The organism is Sphingopyxis granuli NBRC 100800, assembly GCF_001591045.1.
In the GTDB taxonomy this organism is placed as follows: domain Bacteria; phylum Pseudomonadota; class Alphaproteobacteria; order Sphingomonadales; family Sphingomonadaceae; genus Sphingopyxis; species Sphingopyxis granuli.
This window is the reverse complement of record NZ_BCUA01000051.1, coordinates 12,762-28,384: the sequence shown is the minus strand read 5'-3', so window position 1 is coordinate 28,384 and position 15,623 is coordinate 12,762. Positions and strand designations below refer to the sequence as shown.

General features: G+C 67.4%; 15 protein-coding genes. 9 read left to right on the top strand and 6 right to left on the bottom strand.

Translation table 11 applies throughout. The annotated features are described in order from the left end of the window. Positions 1–206 precede the first annotated feature (206 nt). The 5 genes from SGR02S_RS12580 to SGR02S_RS12560 form a co-directional block, all read right to left on the bottom strand. Positions 207–1,445: a mechanosensitive ion channel family protein gene (locus SGR02S_RS12580; RefSeq protein ID WP_067110261.1), complete on the bottom strand. Its 1,239-nt coding sequence runs from the start codon at positions 1,443–1,445 to the stop codon at positions 207–209. Positions 1,446–1,593: 148 nt separating this feature from the next. Continuing rightward, positions 1,594–1,875 (bottom strand): addiction module antidote protein, encoded by a 282-nt coding sequence (locus SGR02S_RS12575; protein ID WP_067110258.1) that lies wholly within the window; start codon positions 1,873–1,875, stop codon positions 1,594–1,596. Next, positions 1,875–2,168, bottom strand: a complete 294-nt coding sequence (locus tag SGR02S_RS12570) for a type II toxin-antitoxin system RelE/ParE family toxin (protein WP_067110256.1) — start codon at positions 2,166–2,168, stop codon at positions 1,875–1,877. Before SGR02S_RS12570 ends, SGR02S_RS12575 begins: the two co-directional genes overlap by 1 nt. A 42-nt stretch (positions 2,169–2,210) precedes the next feature. Then, the gene (locus tag SGR02S_RS12565) at positions 2,211–3,452 is read right to left on the bottom strand and encodes an SAM-dependent methyltransferase (protein WP_067110253.1); all 1,242 of its coding nucleotides are present in this window, start codon (positions 3,450–3,452) and stop codon (positions 2,211–2,213) included. 366 nt (positions 3,453–3,818) lie between these two features. Beyond that, the gene (locus SGR02S_RS12560) at positions 3,819–5,525 is read right to left on the bottom strand and encodes a class I adenylate-forming enzyme family protein (protein ID WP_067110250.1); all 1,707 of its coding nucleotides are present in this window, start codon (positions 5,523–5,525) and stop codon (positions 3,819–3,821) included. A gap of 76 nt (positions 5,526–5,601) precedes the next feature. On the opposite strand from SGR02S_RS12560, the gene lgt reads away from it, so the two are divergent. The 6 genes from lgt (at position 5,602) to SGR02S_RS12530 (ending at position 11,633) form a co-directional block, all read left to right on the top strand. After that, on the top strand, positions 5,602–6,477 hold the full coding sequence (lgt, locus tag SGR02S_RS12555) for a prolipoprotein diacylglyceryl transferase (protein ID WP_067110247.1): 876 nt from the start codon (positions 5,602–5,604) through the stop codon (positions 6,475–6,477). 52 nt (positions 6,478–6,529) lie between these two features. After that, positions 6,530–7,525: a class I SAM-dependent methyltransferase gene (locus SGR02S_RS12550; RefSeq protein ID WP_255211470.1), complete on the top strand. Its 996-nt coding sequence runs from the start codon at positions 6,530–6,532 to the stop codon at positions 7,523–7,525. A 4-nt stretch (positions 7,526–7,529) separates the two neighbouring features. Next, complete coding sequence (locus SGR02S_RS12545; protein ID WP_067110241.1) at positions 7,530–8,051, top strand: GNAT family N-acetyltransferase; 522 nt, start codon at positions 7,530–7,532, stop codon at positions 8,049–8,051. Continuing rightward, on the top strand, positions 8,048–8,815 hold the full coding sequence (pgeF, locus tag SGR02S_RS12540; protein WP_067110238.1) for a peptidoglycan editing factor PgeF: 768 nt from the start codon (positions 8,048–8,050) through the stop codon (positions 8,813–8,815). Before SGR02S_RS12545 ends, pgeF begins: the two co-directional genes overlap by 4 nt. Before the next feature lie 24 nt (positions 8,816–8,839). Continuing rightward, positions 8,840–10,246: an SLC13 family permease gene (locus SGR02S_RS12535; protein ID WP_067110235.1), complete on the top strand. Its 1,407-nt coding sequence runs from the start codon at positions 8,840–8,842 to the stop codon at positions 10,244–10,246. A gap of 94 nt (positions 10,247–10,340) precedes the next feature. Next, on the top strand, positions 10,341–11,633 hold the full coding sequence (locus SGR02S_RS12530) for a cystathionine gamma-synthase family protein (protein ID WP_067110232.1): 1,293 nt from the start codon (positions 10,341–10,343) through the stop codon (positions 11,631–11,633). Positions 11,634–11,894: 261 nt separating this feature from the next. On the opposite strand, the gene SGR02S_RS12525 is transcribed toward SGR02S_RS12530, so the two are convergent. After that, a complete protein-coding gene (locus SGR02S_RS12525) occupies positions 11,895–12,602 on the bottom strand; it encodes an HAD family hydrolase (protein ID WP_082797126.1) in 708 nt (235 codons plus the stop codon). Between the two features lie 98 nt (positions 12,603–12,700). Here SGR02S_RS12525 and SGR02S_RS12520 point away from each other — a divergent pair, with 98 nt between their 5' ends. From SGR02S_RS12520 to SGR02S_RS12510, 3 genes are read left to right on the top strand one after another with little or no spacing between them, the layout of a single operon-like run. After that, a complete protein-coding gene (locus SGR02S_RS12520) occupies positions 12,701–13,807 on the top strand; it encodes an ABC transporter permease (protein WP_067110229.1) in 1,107 nt (368 codons plus the stop codon). Then, positions 13,807–14,673, top strand: a complete 867-nt coding sequence (locus tag SGR02S_RS12515) for an ABC transporter ATP-binding protein (RefSeq protein ID WP_067110225.1) — start codon at positions 13,807–13,809, stop codon at positions 14,671–14,673. Before SGR02S_RS12520 ends, SGR02S_RS12515 begins: the two co-directional genes overlap by 1 nt. Continuing rightward, positions 14,673–15,614, top strand: coding sequence for an MlaD family protein (locus tag SGR02S_RS12510; RefSeq protein ID WP_067110222.1), 942 nt, complete (start codon positions 14,673–14,675; stop codon positions 15,612–15,614). The genes SGR02S_RS12515 and SGR02S_RS12510 overlap by 1 nt, the downstream gene beginning before the upstream one ends. The last annotated feature ends 9 nt before the right edge of the window (positions 15,615–15,623 follow it).

Here is a 15,623-nt window from a genome sequence, read left to right as displayed (position 1 = left end):
CCATGGCCTGCCCTCGAATGAAAAGCGGCGCAAAAGGGAAACAAGTTCACCATGACGAAGGATGGACCTGATCCGGAGAAAGCAATCCAGGGCGGTTCCCGCGCACTCTGGATTGCCGCGCGGCTTCGCCGCTCGCAATGACGAGTCCATTCGATGTCATCGCGCTCTGACCGTACCGCGAGCGCACGGAGCGTAGGAACAGCACGTCAGGCGGCGCGCAGAAGCCGGAAGTCGACGCCGCTCGGGTCCTGAAAGGGCCGCAGTCCGAATTCGGGCATGATCGCGAACAGATGATCGAAGATATCCGACTGGATATCCTCATATTCCGCCCACGCGGTCGTGCTGGTGAAACAATAGATTTCGATGGGAAGGCCCTGCGCCGTCGGCGCCAGCTGCCGCACCAGCAACGACATGTCCTTCGATATGCGACCGTTCGCCCGCAGATAGGCGAGGACATAGGCGCGGAAGGTTCCGACGTTGGTGACGCGGCGGCTGTTGACCGGATCGTGCCCGGCCCGTTCGACCCGGGCATTCCATTCGCCCAGTTCGCCCTGCTTGCTCTCCAGATAATCGTCGATCAGCCGCAGGCGGCGCAATTGCTGCTTTTCGTCCGCGGTCAGAAAACGGATGCAGTTCTGGTCGATCAGCAGCGACCGCTTGATCCGGCGCCCGCCCGATTCCGACATGCCGCGCCAGTTCTTGAAGCTCTCCGCGATCAGGCGATGCGTCGGGATGGTGGTGATCGTCTTGTCCCAATTCTGCACCTTGATCGTGTGCAGCGCGATGTCGATCACATCGCCATCGGCGTTGAGCTGCGGCATTTCGATCCAGTCGCCGACGCGCAGCATGTCGTTCGAGGTGAGCTGCACCGACGCGACGAGCGAAAGTATCGTATCCTTGAACACCAGCATCAGCACCGCGGCCATCGCGCCGAGGCCGGACAGCAGCAGCAGGGGCGATTGCTCCATCAATGCCGCGACGATCAGGATCGCCGCCCCGGCATAGAGGATGATCTTCAGCACCTGCATGTAGCCCTTGATCGGCCGGCTCGCGGCGTCGGGCCGCCGCTCGTATATCTCGTTCCCCAGGCTGAAGGCCCGGCTGATCGCCATGGCGATGAAGAGGATGATGGAGGCGGCGACGACATTGCCGACCACGGTGACGACGCCCGCGGGCAAATGCGGCACCGCTCCGATGCCCGACGAGATGACAAGCGCGGGAAAGACGTTGGCAAGCCTTGCCGCGACGGGAACCGGCGTCGGCCCGCCCTGCGGCAGCCAGCGCAGCGCGACGCGCAACACGACATGCTTGACGATGAAGTTGACGACCCAGGCGATGGTGAGGAGCAGGCCCAGGCCGATCAAGGTCTCGGCCCAGGGCGGCAGGTCGGCAAGGAAGGGAAAAACAGCAGCGATCGAGAGGGTTTCGGTCGTGATGGAATGCATGACATCGTGCCTGCTGGCGCGCAGGCCTGTCTCCTTTGGCTATGGACGGGATATCAAAACATCGCACGCCCCGCGCGCCGGTGTCAAATTCCGCCGACTTCCGCAGGCTGACCTACGCCCTCGCCATGCCGAACCCGTTTCCGCCTTTTCACGCCGCCAGCGAGAGTCGCAGCCCCAATGCCCTGCATATCCTGACCAGCGTATCGAGGGTCGGATTGCCGTTCTCACCCAGCGCCTTGTAGAGGGCTTCGCGCGTCAGACCGGTCTTGCGGGCCAGCGCCGTCATGCCTTGCGAGCGAGCGATGATCCTCAACGCCTCGCGGATTTCCTCGCTGTCGCCGTCTTCCAGATAGGTGTCGAGATAGGCGGCGATATCCTCGGGCGTGCGAAGAAGTTCCGCCGGATCCCAGATTTTGGTTTCAATGGCCATCATTCGATCTCCTTCGCCATCGCCTTGGCCTTTTCGATGTCGCGCGATTGCGATCCCTTGTCGCCACCGCACAGCAGGATCACCACGACATCGCCCCGCCTCGTAAAATAAACGCGATATCCGGGCCCGAACGTGAAGCGCAGTTCGCTGACTCCGCCGCCGACCGATTTGACATCCCCCGAGTTACCCGTCGCAAGACGATTGAGGCGCTTTGCGATACGAGCGCGTGCTGCAATGTCCCGAAGTCCGGCAATCCACTGGATGAAATCGTCCGTGCGCCGAATTTCGATCATATGTGAACTATGGATTACACTGTCAGATGTGTCAACTATGGATCACATCGCGCCATATTGCGCTTCCGCCTCGCCCATATAATCCCGCGTCAGCGGCAGCGCGCGGCGGCTGCGGGCGAACTGGATCTGGTAATTGCCCATGCTGCCGCTCTCGAACGCCGCGGTCGCGCCGGCGAGGTAGAAGGTCCACATGCGAAAGAAGCGCTCGCCCATCATCGCCACGATCTGTGCCTCGTGCGCGACGGTGCGCGCATACCATTGGCGCAGCGTCAGCGCATAGTGGAGGCGCAGCGTTTCGACGTCGGTGGCGATCAGCCGGCTTTTCTCGCTCGCCGCCACCGTCTCGCTGAGCGCGGGGATATAGCCGCCGGGGAAGATATATTTGCGCGTGAAGGCGTCGGTCGATCCCGCCCCCCCGAAGCGGCCGATGGTGTGGAGCAGCATCACCCCGTCCGCCGTCATCAGGTTCGCGCAGGCGCGGAAGAAAGTCTCGAAATTGCGCGCGCCGACATGTTCGAACATGCCGACCGAAACGATGCGGTCGAAGCGCCCCGGCTCGCGCGCCGCAAGGTCGCGATAATCGATCAGTTCGAAGCGCACGCGGTCGGCGACCCCCGCCGCCTCCGCACGCTGGCGCGCGAGGGCAAGCTGCTCGTCCGACAGGGTGATGCCCAGCACCTCGACCTGCTCCAGCTTCGCCAGCGTGATCGCCATCCCGCCCCAGCCGCAGCCGATGTCGAGCACGCGCTGCCCGGGCGCGAGCGCGAGCTTTGCCGCGATATGCGCCTTCTTCGCCGCCTGCGCCTGCTCCAGCGTCATGTCCGGCCGCGGCCAGTAGGCGCAGCTATATTGCATGTCGTCGTCGAGGAAGAGGCGATAGAGATCGTTGCCGATGTCGTAGTGATGGTGGACGTGGGCGCGCGCACTGCGGCGGCGGTTGATCGAGTTGAATCGCGTCCGCACCCCTTCCAGCCATTCGCCGAAGACGGTCTTGTCCTTGAGCTTCGCCCCGCGGTCCCACGGCGTGTTCATGCGCAGCAGCGCGATCAGCTCCATGATGTCGCCCTCGACGATCTGGAGGTCGCCGTCCATGAAGGTTTCGCCGGCGCCGAGGCGCGGATCGAAGATGATCCGGCGCATCGCGCGCCGGTTCCGGAAGCGGACGGTGACCTCCGGAAAACCGGATTCGGGCTCGCCGAAACGCTCTTCGCGACCGTCGGGCATGACGACGGTCAACCTGCCGCGGCGCACGACGCGGGTAAGGAAGGGACGCAGGATCGACATAGGTCTCGGTTCAGAACCCCCCTGGCGGCATTTGGTTGCGCTCGGTCGCCGGCATAGCATGCAGGATCGCCGATGTCGTCCCGGTCGCGGCGCGGGACCCGCGTCGTGCACGCAATGCCCGATTTCCGTCATCCCGGCGAAAGCCGGGACGACGTTCGGGGCCGGACGACCTCGAAGCGCTACGGCGGGACGGTCTAAGAACTGTGGGAATTCAGATCATATCGCGTTGATTTGTAAAAGTCGTGTTCCCCCGCGAAGGCGGGGGTCCATCTCCCGCCGGTTCCATCTTGCGCCGACCGGAGATGGGTCCCCGCCTTCGCGGGGACACACGATCCGGAACAAGCCGCAATCTGAATCCCACAGACCTTAGGCGGCCGCCTCCGCCGCATATTCCTCGCGGTAGCGGGTGCGCAGCGTCACCTTGTCGATCTTTTCGGTGCCGAGCTTGGGCAGCGGATCGCGCGCGACCCAGATGCGCTGCGGCACCTTGAAGGGCGCGAGGCGCGCCTTCAGGAAATCGGCCAGCCCCGCACCGTCGAGCGTGCTGCCCGGTTTGGTCCACAACACGGCGCCCGGCACCTCGCCCAGCCGCTCGTCGGGCAGGCCGAACACCGCGCATTCGTTCACGTCGTCATGTTCGTAGATCGCCGCCTCGACCTCCTGGCAACTGATGTTCTCGCCGCCGCGGATGATGATGTCCTTCTTGCGGTCGACGATGAACAGATAGCCGTCCGCGTCGAGGTAGCCGAGGTCGCCCGAGCGGAAATAACCGTTGGCGAAGATCGCCGCCTTCGTCGCCTCGGGATTGTTCCAATAGCCTTCGAAATTGCAGACCGAGCGGATGCAGATTTCGCCGACCTGTCCCTGCGGCAGCGCGTTGCCGTCGTCGTCGAGGATCGCGAGGTCGACGAGCGGCTTCGACGCCGGACCGGTCGACAGCGGCTTTTCGAGATAATTCTCGTTGATGATGCCGCAGCCGACGGCGTTGGTCTCGGTCAGGCCGTAGCCGAGCAGCGGCTTGCCGTCGCCCATCTCGGTGGCGAGGCGCTTGACGTGCTCGGGCGGGCGCGGCGAGCCGCCGCCGGCATAGCTCTTGCAGGTCGACAGGTCGTATTTCGACCGGTTCGGATGGACGAGGATCTCGTAGCTCATCAGCGGCACGCCGACGAAATAATTGACCTGTTCGTCCTGGATCAGCCGCATCGCCTCTTCGGCGTTCCATTTCGGCATCAGCACCAGCTTGCGCCCCAGCGCGAAGCTTTGCAGGAACACCGGAATCTCGGCGGTGACGTGGAACAGCGGCGTGCAGATCAGCGTCGCGGGCTGGATGTCCGACATCAGCCCGTCCTGGGTCAGCAGATGGACGATGCTGGCGGTCTGCGTCACATAGTTGAAGACCGCCTGCACCACCGCCTCGTGCCGCGAATAGGCGCCCTTCGACTGGCCGGTCGATCCCGAGGTGAAGAGGATGGTCGCGAGATCCTGCCCGGTCAGCCGCGGCAATTCGGTCTCCGCGCTGCCGCCCGCGTCGGTGATTGGCGCGATCGCCTCGTCGATCGGCCTGGCGATGTCGAGCGTGATCACCGTCGCGCCGTGCGCGGTTCCGGCGAGCCGTTCGGCGCGCTGCGGGTCGGCGATGACCAGCTTCGCCTCGCTGTCGGCGATCCCCGCCGCCAGCTCGCCGCCCTGCCACCAGCCGTTGAGCAGCGTCGCGCAGCCGCCCGCCAGCAGCACGCCGATATAGACGACGCACCACGCGTTGGCGTTGCGCATCGCGATCGCAACGCGGTCGCCGCGCTGCACCCCGTGCCCTTCGACCAGCGCCGCCGCGACCCGCCGCGCGGCCGCATAGGTCTGCCGGAACGACAGGCGCTCGTCGCCCTCGACCAGGAAGGTCGCGTCGCCGTGCTGCGCGCAGAAGAAGGCGACATAGTCGGCGAGGTTGGTCGGCGCATTGGTGATGAACGGCAGGTCCCGCCCGAAGCGTTCGACCGATCCGACCTGGATGAGCCCTCCGGGGCCGGTGATCTGTTCGTAAGCGGCGTCCAGGCGCAGGTCGAGCGCGGATGGCATCAGTATCTCTCCTCTTGGTCTCGGTGCGCTTACCCCTTATGGGGAAAGGCCTCTCCTGGGGAAGGGCCGAGCCTTTATGACATTTCCTGCGCTTCTAGCCGAAGCAACGCAATATTTGAACTTCCATGATCTGATGGGCGAAAACAGCGAAATCGCCTTCCATGTCTTCGGCCTGCCGATCCGCTGGTACGCGCTCGCCTATCTCGCCGGCATCTTCGTCGGCTATTGGTATCTGCTGAGGCTGATCGCGCAGCCGGGCGCCCCGATGGCGCGCCGCCACGCCGACGACATGATCTTCTATGCGATGCTCGGCATCATCCTCGGTGGCCGCATCGGCTATGTCCTCTTCTACAATCTCGGCGCCTATCTGGCCGACCCGATCGCCATCTTCCGCCTGTGGGACGGCGGCATGTCGCTGCACGGCGGCGTGGTCGGCGTGCTGATCGCCATCTGGTACGTCACGCGCAAGGAAAAGCTGAGTTTCCTGCGCTTCTGCGACTATATCGCGTGCGTCGTGCCTTTCGGCCTCTTCTTCGGCCGCCTCGCCAATTTCGTCAACGGCGAGCTGTGGGGGCGCCCGACAACGGTGCCCTGGGCGATCATCTTTCCTGGCAGCGGCACGATGGACCCGCGCCACCCGAGCCAGCTCTACGAGGCGGGGCTGGAGGGCGTCGTGACCTTCCTCGTTCTCGCCTTCCTCTTCTGGCGCACCGACGCGCGCTACAAGCCCGGCTTCCTGTTCGGCATGGCGGCGATCCTCTACGGCCTCAGCCGCTTCGCGCTCGAATTCGTCCGCGAACCCGACGTCCAGCTCGGCACGCTGCCGTGGGGGCTGACGATGGGGCAAACGCTGACGGTGCCGATGCTGATCGCCGGAATCTGGCTGGTCGCGACCGCCAGGGGCCGCCGCCAGCGCGTCGAGCCGATCGCGGGGCCCGACAGCATTGCGTGACGGCCCGCCCACGCCGGCGCAGCTGATCAGGGAAGTGGCGGCGGGACGGCCGATGACGGTCGCCGACTATATGGCGGCCGCCAACGCGCATTATTATGCGACGCGCGACCCGCTGGGGACCGCCGGCGACTTCACCACCGCGCCCGAGATCAGCCAGATGTTCGGCGAGATGATCGGCATCTGGATCGCCGACCTGTGGCGGCGCGCGGGCAGCCCCGCGATCCGCTATGTCGAGATCGGCCCCGGCCGCGGCACGTTGGCCGCCGACGCGTTGCGCACGCTCGCGCGCTTCGGCTGCGCGCCGCAGGGCATCCATCTGGTCGAGGCGAGCCCGGTGCTGCGCGCGGCGCAGGCGGCGCGCCTGCCGTCGGCCGAGCATCACGACGCGGTCGACGCCCTGCCCGACGACCTGCCGCTGGTCGTCGTCGCCAACGAATTCTTCGACGCGCTGCCGATCCATCAATATGTGCGGACGGCTGACGGCTGGCGCGAGCGCATGGTCGAGCGCCGCGACGGCCGCCTCGTCGCGGTCCCCGGCGACACGCCGGTGGACGAGATCATCCCCCCGGCGCTGCGCGTGCGCGGCGAGGGCACGATCGTCGAGACCGCTCCGGCGGCGGCGGCGGTCATGCACCAGTGCAGCGCCCGCCTCGCGCGGCAGGGCGGTGCGATGCTGGCCGTCGACTATGGCTACAGCGGCCCGGCGGCGGGCGACACGCTGCAAGCGGTGAAGGCGCACCGGTTCGCCGATCCCTTCGCCGATCCGGGCGAGGCCGACCTGACCGCGCATGTCGATTTCGCCGCGCTCGCCCACGCCGCGCGGCGCCCCTCGACCCATGTCCTCGGCCCCGTCGGACAGGGCATCTGGCTGAGCGCGATGGGAATCGACGCGCGGCTCGAAACGCTCGCGACCGCGGCGCCCGCGCGCGCCGCCGAACTGCGCGGCCAGCGCGACCGGCTGGTCGAGCCCGGCCAGATGGGCGAGCTGTTCCAGTGCCTCGCGGTGTCGGCGGCCGGCTGGCCGCGCCCCGCCGGCTTTCCGGAGTGACCGCATGACCGCCGCCGTCGTCCCCGCCCGCGCCGACGATGCCGAGGCGCTGTCGCGCTTCGCCGAAACGGCCTTCGTCGACACCTTCGGCCATCTCTACGACCCCGCCGACCTCGCAGCCTTCCTCGCCGACTGGAACCCGCCCGCGCGCATCCGCGCGCAGATCGCCGATCCCGCCTGGACGATCGGGCTGGTGCGCGATGCAGGGGGCGCGGTCGCGGGCTTTGCGAAGCTCGGCCCGATCGACTTCGCGCTGCCCGAAGGCCAGCCCGCCGACGATGCGACCGAACTGCACCAGCTCTATGTCGGCGAGGCGGCGAAGGGTACCGGGGTCGCCGCCGCGCTGATGCAATGGGGCATCGCCTGGGCCCGCGAGCGCGCCGCCATCCTCTATCTGTCGGTGTTCACCGAAAATCCGCGCGCGCAGGCCTTCTATCGCCGCTATGGTTTCGTCGACGTCGGCCGCAACGCTTTCCGGGTCGGCAACCATATCGACGAAGACCGCATCTGGAGGCTCGACCTGTGACCCCGCCCTTTCGCACCGCCGCGCCGCTGGAGGGCGTCCCGCACGGTTTCTTCGGACGCCGCGGCGGGGTGTCGGGCGGCGACCTCGCTTCGCTCAACTGCGGGCTCGGGTCGGGCGACGATCCCGCGCTGATCGCCGAGAACCGCCGCCGCGCCGCCGACGCGCTGCTGCCCGGCGCGGCGCTGGCCGGCCTGTATCAGGTCCACGGCAACCGCTGCGTCGTCGTCGATGCGGCGAGCGACCCCGCCGCGCGGCCGGAGGCGGACGCGCTTGCGACCCGCACTCCGGGCATCCTGCTGTCGATCCTGACCGCCGACTGCGTGCCGGTGCTGTTCGCCGACCGCGAGGCCGGCGTCGTCGGTGCCGCGCATGCCGGATGGAAGGGCGCGCTCGCGGGCGTCACCGACGCGACGCTCGACGCAATGCAGGATTTGGGCGCCGACCGCGCGCGCATCACGGCAGCGATCGGCCCGTGCATCGGCCGCGCCTCCTATGAGGTCGACGAGGCTTTCGTGCAGCGCTTCGTCGACGACGACCCCGAAAACGAGCGCTTCTTCGCCGCCGGGCGCGCCGGCCACGCGATGTTCGACATCGCCGCCTATGTCGCCGCGCGGCTCGCCGCGGCGGGCGTGACGCGGATCGCGATCGGCGGGCAGGACACCTACGCCGAGGCCGCGGAGTATTTCAGCTATCGCCGCGCCTGCCACCGGGGCGAGGACAGCTATGGGCGCCAGATGGCGCTGATCGGCATCGCGGCGCGATGAGGGGAACGCGATGAGGGAGACGCGATGACGGGAGCGCGGCTGTTCGGGCTGGTCGGCGGGCTGCTGGCGTTCGCCCTGATGCGGATGCTGCCGGCGCCCGCGGGGATGGAGCCGGGCGCCTGGGCGGTCGCGGCGATGACGCTGCTGATGGCGGTATGGTGGATGACCGAGGCGATGCCGCTGACGGTCACCGCGCTGCTGCCCTTCCTGCTCGTGCCCAGCTTCGGGGTGATGGATTCCAACGCCATCGCCAAGGAATATTATTCGCCGATCCTGTTCCTGATCCTGGGCGGCGCCTTTCTGGCGCTGGCGATCGAGCGCGTCGGCCTGCACCGTCGGGTCGCGCTGGCGCTGCTCAAGCGCGCGCCGCCGACCGCGACCGGGCTGCTCTTCGCCTTCATGGCGGCGACCGCGGCGATCGGCCTGCTCGTCTCCAACACCTCGACCGCGCTGATCATGATCCCGATCGCGCTCGCGGTGATCGAGGCGGCGGGCATCCCCGAGGGAGAGACCGAGGGTTTCGCCGGCGCGGTGATCATGGGCACCGCCTTCGGCGCGACGATCAGCGGGTTCGGGACGCTGGTCGCGACGCCGACCAACGCGATCGCCGCCGGGCTGATCGAGCGGACGCTGGGCGTGCACATCTCCTTCCTCGACTGGCTGATGTTCGGCCTGCCGGTCGTGATCCTGAGCGTGCCGATCGCCACCTTCGTCCTCGCGCGCGTCCAGCGATTGAAGGACCATCCCTTCGACGCCGCCGCCGCGGCGAGCGCGCTGGGCGAGGCGACGACGTGGAGCCGCGCCGAGCGCCGCGTCGTGCCCGTCGCGCTGCTGGTCGTCGCGGCGTGGATCGCGCAGCCGCTGCTGGCGCCGCTGTTTCCGAAGGGCGCGTTGACCGACGGCACGATCGCGGTGGCGGGCAGCCTGCTGCTGTTCGTCGTTCCCGACGGGACGGGCCGTCCGCTGCTGGTCTGGAAGGAAGCCGACCGGGCGCCGTGGGGCGTCATCATGCTGTTCGGCGGCGGACTGGCGCTGGCGGCGGCGATGACCGAGAGCGGGCTCGCGGCGTGGCTCGGCACCATCCTCGCCCCGCTCGGCGCGATGCCCGCGATCCTGCTGGCGCTGATCATCGTCGCGCTGACCATCCTCGTCACCGAGTTCGCGAGCAATGTCGCGACCGCGAGCGGCATCATGCCCGTGCTGACCGCGCTGATCGCGGCGACGGGGGCCGATCCGATCCTGCTCGCCCTGCCCGTCGCAATGGCGGCGAGCTGGGGCTTCATGCTGCCGTCGGGCACCGGGCCGAGCGCGCTCGCCTGGTCGACCGGCCACATCGCGCTGCCGCGCATGCTGAAGGCCGGGCTGGTCCTCGACATCATCGGCGCGCCGCTGCTGATCGGGGTGATCTGGACCGTCGCGATGCTGGTGTAGGGCGGGGCGGCCGTGGCACGCGCCGCGCGCGGATTTCGTTTCAATTGCAACCGGCGCTGTTGTAGACGGAACGCCTCATCCAAAGGAGCATTTCATGGCCATGCGCGGCAAACCCAAGGCGGACATCAAGACGATCGGCGGCCGGACGCTCAATCCCGCGACGCTGATGATGGGGCATGGCTATGACCCGGTGCTGTCCGAAGGATCGCTGAAGCCGCCGATCTTCCTCACCTCGACCTTCGCCTTCGAGAATGCGGCGGCGGGCAAGCGCTTCTTCGAACATATCACCGGCAAGCGGCAGGGGCCGGCCGACGGCCTCGTCTATTCGCGCTTCAACGGGCCGAACCAGGAAATCCTCGAAGACCGCCTCGCGATATGGGACGGCGCCGACGACAGCCTCGTCTTTTCCAGCGGCATGTCGGCGATCGCCACGCTGCTACTGTCGCTGGTCAACCAGAATGATGTCGTCGTCCATTCGGGCCCGCTCTATGCCGCGACCGAGACGCTGATCGCGCGCATCCTGTCGCGCTTCGGGGTCAGCTTCGTCGATTTCCCCGCCGGCGCGACGCGCGAGGAGCTCGACGCGCTGCTCGCCCGCGCCAGGACGCTGGCCGACGAAAAGGGCGGCAAGGTCGCGCTCGTCTATCTCGAAAGCCCGGCGAACCCGACCAATGCGCTGGTCGATGTCGAGGCGGTGCGCGCGGCGCGCGACGCCGCCTTCCCCGGCGATCAGAAGCCCGCGATCGCGATCGACAACACCTTCCTCGGCCCGCTGTGGCAGCAGCCGCTGAAACAGGGCGCCGAACTCGTCGTCTACAGCCTCACCAAATATGCCGGGGGCCATTCGGACCTCGTCGCCGGGGGCGTGTCGGGCGACCAGCGGCTGATCGACATCATCCGACCGATGCGCAACACCATCGGCACCATCTGCGACCCGAACACCGCGTGGATGCTGCTGCGCAGCCTCGAAACGCTCGAACTCAGGATGAGCCGCGCGGGCGAGAATGCGCTGAAGGTCTGCACCTTCCTGAAGGATCATCCGAAGGTCGAGGGGCTCGGCTACCTCGGCTTCATCGCCGACCCGCGGCAGAAGGACATCTTCGACCGGCACTGTTCGGGCGCGGGGTCGACGTTCTCGCTGTTCATCCGCGGCGGCGAGGCGGAAAGCTTCCGCTTCCTCGACGCGCTGAAGATCGCCAAGCTCGCCGTCAGCCTCGGCGGCACCGAAACGCTCGCCAGCCACCCCGCAGCGATGACCCACCTGTCGGTTCCCGACGAGCGCAAGAAGGCGCTGGGCATCACCGACAATCTGGTGCGCGTGTCGATCGGCATCGAGGACGCCGACGACCTGATCGCCGATTTCGACCAGGCGCTGGCGGCGGTTTGAACCGCAAAGCCAGTGTAGGATATATTCGCGCAGAGGCGCAGAGTTCGCAGCGTTCACAGAGGTTTTCTGCCGTTCGCCCTGAGCTTGTCGAAGGGCCGCTCTTGCTTTTGAGGTCGAGGGATCAGGAACGGTGCTTCGACAAGCTCAGCACGAACGCGAAAGCTATGTTTCTCTGCGAACTCTGCGCCTCTGCGCGAAATTCATGACTCACGGCGGGGGGACGACAGCGGCCCCTGCATTCGCAGCGGCGACATCGACACCCTATTTCCGCCGCCAGTCGACGACCTGCCAGCCCATCGTCGGCGCAAGCTTCTTCAGCCGGCGCGACGGGGTCGTCGCCACCGCCTGATCGGCGAAATGCAGCATCGGCCGGTCGGACACATGGTCCGAATAGGCGCGGATATGCGCCGCCTCGCGCGTGATGGCGTTGTCGGCGAGCCATTCGCCGATGCGCGCGAACTTCGCCTCGCCATAGCAATTGTCGCCCGCCAGCCGGGCGTGGACATGATCGGCGCCGTCGGGTTCGTCGAGCCGCGTCGCGAGGACGTCGTCGATCCCCAGCCGCCGCGCGATCGCATCGACATAAAGGTGGAAGGAGGCGGTCGCGAGTAGCAGGCGATAGCCCGCCGCGCGATCGGCCGCGATCTGGTCGAGCGCCGCCGGGTGCAGCCCGCGCGCGACGACCTTGTCGGCGTAGCTTTCGGCGAGCGGCGCGATCTCCGACCGGCGAAAGCTTTTGCCGACCAGCAGCCGCAGGTTGATCGCCTTGAGCCGCGACCGGTCGATCAGCCGCAGCGCATAGGCCAGCCCCGCAAGCGCGACGAGCGGCAGCAGCAGCAGCCGCCACGGCTGGCGCCGCCGCGCGACGTGCATCAGGAAGCCGCTGTAGGTGCCCGCGCGCGTGATCGTACGGTCCATGTCGTACATCGCGATGCGGTGGGCGTAATCGGGGGCGGCCGGGCGGTCCATGCGCCTTCCTTACCCCCGCCGCCATCGTCGGCCAAGCCCGGCCCGCGCCACGGATTCGCTTGCCGTCATTCGGCAAATAATCCAAGGTCGTCCGCACGATGGCGGCCAGGGCGGATTTTGAGACGGACGAAGGAGCCGATGGCGTCGATGTGCGCTTTACCGGGCGTCTGACGCTCGCGCGGCTCGGCGACCTGCCCGCCCGGCTCGACGCGCTGGGACCGGTCGCGACGCTCGACCTTTCCGCGATCGAGCGAATCGACACCGTCGGCGCCTGGATCGTGACGCGCACCGCGCAGGCGCACGACGCGAAGGTGGTCGGCGCCAGTGAGGAGGCGCAGCGGCTGCTGAAGGCGCTGGCCGACGACAAGAGCGAATATCGCGTCCATCGCGACCGGCGGCCGATGTGGGCGCGCATGCTCGAGCAGATCGGCACCGCGAGCGTCAGCATATGGCGCGAGTTGGTCGGCATCGTCGATTTCTTCGGCGCGATGATCATCGCGCTGTTCATCCAGATTCGCGCCCGCCGGCGCATCCGCTGGCACGCGATCGTCACCCGCTTCCAGACCGTCGGCGTCGACGCGCTGCCGATCATCGGGCTGATGAGCTTCCTGATCGGCATCGTCATCGCGCAGCAGGGCGCGGTGCAGCTGCGCCAGTTCGGGCTGGAGGTGTTCACGATCAACCTCGTCGGCCGCGCCTCGATCCGCGAGCTAGGGCTGCTGATGACCGCGATCATGGTCGCGGGCCGGTCGGGCTCCGCCTTCGCGGCGCAGATCGGCACGATGAAGCTGACCGAAGAGGTCGACGCGATGCGCACGATCGGCGTTTCCCCGATGGAGGCGATCATCCTGCCGCGCGTCGCCGCGTCGACGATCACCATGCCGCTGCTCGCCTTTTATGCCAGCATCTGCGCGATCGTCGGCGGGGGCGCCTTCTGCTGGGTCGGGCTCGACCTGCCGCCGCTCACCTATATCCAGCGGCTGCGCGAGATCATCCCGATGACCGATTTCTGGATCATGCTGATCAAGGCGCCGGTGTTCGGCATCCTGATCGGCGTCACCGGCTGCTATGAGGGGATGCAGGTGCGCCAGAATGCCGAGGAGGTCGGGCGCCGCACGACCTCCGCGGTCGTCGCCGCCATCTTCCTCGTCATCGTCCTCGACGCCTTCTTCGCCGTCTTCTTCTCGACGATCGGGTGGAACTGATGAGCACCGACGAGCAGGAAGAGGAGATCCGGCAGGAGATCGCGGCGGCCGAGGCGGTGCGGCCCGAGCAGTTCGAATATGCGATCCGCGTCCGCGGCCTCGTCAACCGGTTCGGCGACGCGGTGGTCCACGACGGGCTGGATCTCGACGTGCGGTCGGGCGAGATATTGGGGGTGGTCGGCGGGTCGGGCACCGGCAAGTCGGTGCTGATGCGGTCGATCGTCGGCCTGCAGATTCCGACCGCGGGCGAGATCGAGGTCTATGGCACCTCGCTCGACACCATCGCCAACGAAGAGGAATCGCGCGACCTGCGCCGCCGCTGGGGGGTGATGTTCCAGGGCGGCGCGCTCTTCTCGACGCTCAGCGTCGCCGAGAATATCCAGGTGCCGCTGCGCGAATATTATCCGCGCATCGACCAGCAGCTTCTCGACGAGATCGCCGCCTACAAGGTCGCGATGGTCGGCCTGCCGCCCGATGCCGGGCCGAAATATCCGGCCGAACTGTCGGGGGGCATGGTCAAGCGCGCCGGGCTGGCACGCGCGCTCGCGCTCGACCCGGCGCTGCTGTTCCTCGACGAGCCGACCGCCGGGCTCGACCCGATCGGCGCCGCCAAGTTCGACGCGCTGATCCGCGAGCTTGCCGACACGATGGGGCTGACCGTCTTCCTGATCACCCACGACCTCGACACGCTCTATGCGACCTGCGACCGCGTCGCGGTGCTGGCCGAGAAGACGGTGATCGCAGTCGGGACGATCCCGGAACTGCTTGCCACCGAACACCCCTGGATACAGGATTATTTCAACGGACCGCGCGGCCGCGCCGCGACGGAATCGCACGAGCGCGTCCCGCGCGATAGGAAAAGCTGATGGAAACACGCTCGAACAATGTGCTGGTGGGCGCCTTCGTCCTCTTCTTCACCGTCGCGCTGGCCTTTTTCGTGGTCTGGCTGGCGAACGACAGCGGCGGCGCGAAGCGCGAATATGACATCTTCTTCAAACAGTCGGTCGACGGGCTGAACAAGGGCGCGCAGGTGCAGTTCTCCGGCGTGCCGGTGGGACAGGTGCGCCAGATCGCGCTGTGGCCCGACGATCCGCAGTTCGTCCGCGTCCGCATCGAGGTGGAGGAAAGCGTGCCGATCCTGCAGGGCACCACCGCCGCGCTGGAGGGCGTCGGCTTCACCGGCGTGTCGCAGATCGCGCTCGACGGCGCGGTAAAGGGGGCGCCGCCGATCAGCGACAAGGGGCCGGCGGGCAAGCCGGTGATCCCGACGCGCGTCGGCGGGCTGGGCGAGCTGCTGAACACCGCGCCACAGCTTCTCCAGCGCCTTTCGACGCTGTCCGAACGGCTCGCCGAACTGGTTGATGACGAGAATCAGGCGAGCATCAAGGGCATCCTCAACAATGTCGAGCAATCGACCGCGATCCTCGCGCGCAACGGCCCCGCGCTCGAAAAGGCGCTCGCCGACACGCGCATCGCGATCCAGCAGACGGGCAACGCCGCCGAGCAGATCGGCAATCTCGCCGCCGCGACACAGGGCACGATCGACCGCAACGTCGACCCGGCGATGCGCAATCTGCGCGACACGCTCGCCTCCGCCAACCAGTCGATGCAGACGCTCGAACAGGCGATTTCGGACGCGCGGCCGGGCCTTCGCACCTTCAGCGAGACGACCGTTCCCGAAGCCAATGCGCTGATCCGCGACCTGCGCCGCACCTCCTCGTCGCTCTCCAGCCTGACCGACAAGCTCGACCAGCAGGGCGCCGGCGCCGTGATCGGCGGCAGCAAGCTGCCCGACTACAAGAAATGAGGACCCGTC

Coding starts and splice junctions, on each gene's coding strand:
- SGR02S_RS12570 (WP_067110256.1), bottom strand. CDS start 2,168: ATGATCGAAATTCGGCGCACGGACGATTTCATCCAGTGGATTGCCGGA.
- SGR02S_RS12535 (WP_067110235.1), top strand. CDS start 8,840: ATGACGGGAGCGCGGCTGTTCGGGCTGGTCGGCGGGCTGCTGGCGTTC.
- SGR02S_RS12510 (WP_067110222.1), top strand. CDS start 14,673: ATGGAAACACGCTCGAACAATGTGCTGGTGGGCGCCTTCGTCCTCTTC.
- SGR02S_RS12565 (WP_067110253.1), bottom strand. CDS start 3,452: ATGTCGATCCTGCGTCCCTTCCTTACCCGCGTCGTGCGCCGCGGCAGG.
- SGR02S_RS12520 (WP_067110229.1), top strand. CDS start 12,701: ATGGCGGCCAGGGCGGATTTTGAGACGGACGAAGGAGCCGATGGCGTC.
- lgt (WP_067110247.1), top strand. CDS start 5,602: ATGACATTTCCTGCGCTTCTAGCCGAAGCAACGCAATATTTGAACTTC.
- SGR02S_RS12580 (WP_067110261.1), bottom strand. CDS start 1,445: ATGCATTCCATCACGACCGAAACCCTCTCGATCGCTGCTGTTTTTCCC.
- SGR02S_RS12525 (WP_082797126.1), bottom strand. CDS start 12,602: ATGGACCGCCCGGCCGCCCCCGATTACGCCCACCGCATCGCGATGTAC.
- SGR02S_RS12515 (WP_067110225.1), top strand. CDS start 13,807: ATGAGCACCGACGAGCAGGAAGAGGAGATCCGGCAGGAGATCGCGGCG.
- SGR02S_RS12575 (WP_067110258.1), bottom strand. CDS start 1,875: ATGGCCATTGAAACCAAAATCTGGGATCCGGCGGAACTTCTTCGCACG.
- SGR02S_RS12530 (WP_067110232.1), top strand. CDS start 10,341: ATGGCCATGCGCGGCAAACCCAAGGCGGACATCAAGACGATCGGCGGC.
- SGR02S_RS12545 (WP_067110241.1), top strand. CDS start 7,530: ATGACCGCCGCCGTCGTCCCCGCCCGCGCCGACGATGCCGAGGCGCTG.
- SGR02S_RS12550 (WP_255211470.1), top strand. CDS start 6,530: ATGACGGTCGCCGACTATATGGCGGCCGCCAACGCGCATTATTATGCG.
- SGR02S_RS12560 (WP_067110250.1), bottom strand. CDS start 5,525: ATGCCATCCGCGCTCGACCTGCGCCTGGACGCCGCTTACGAACAGATC.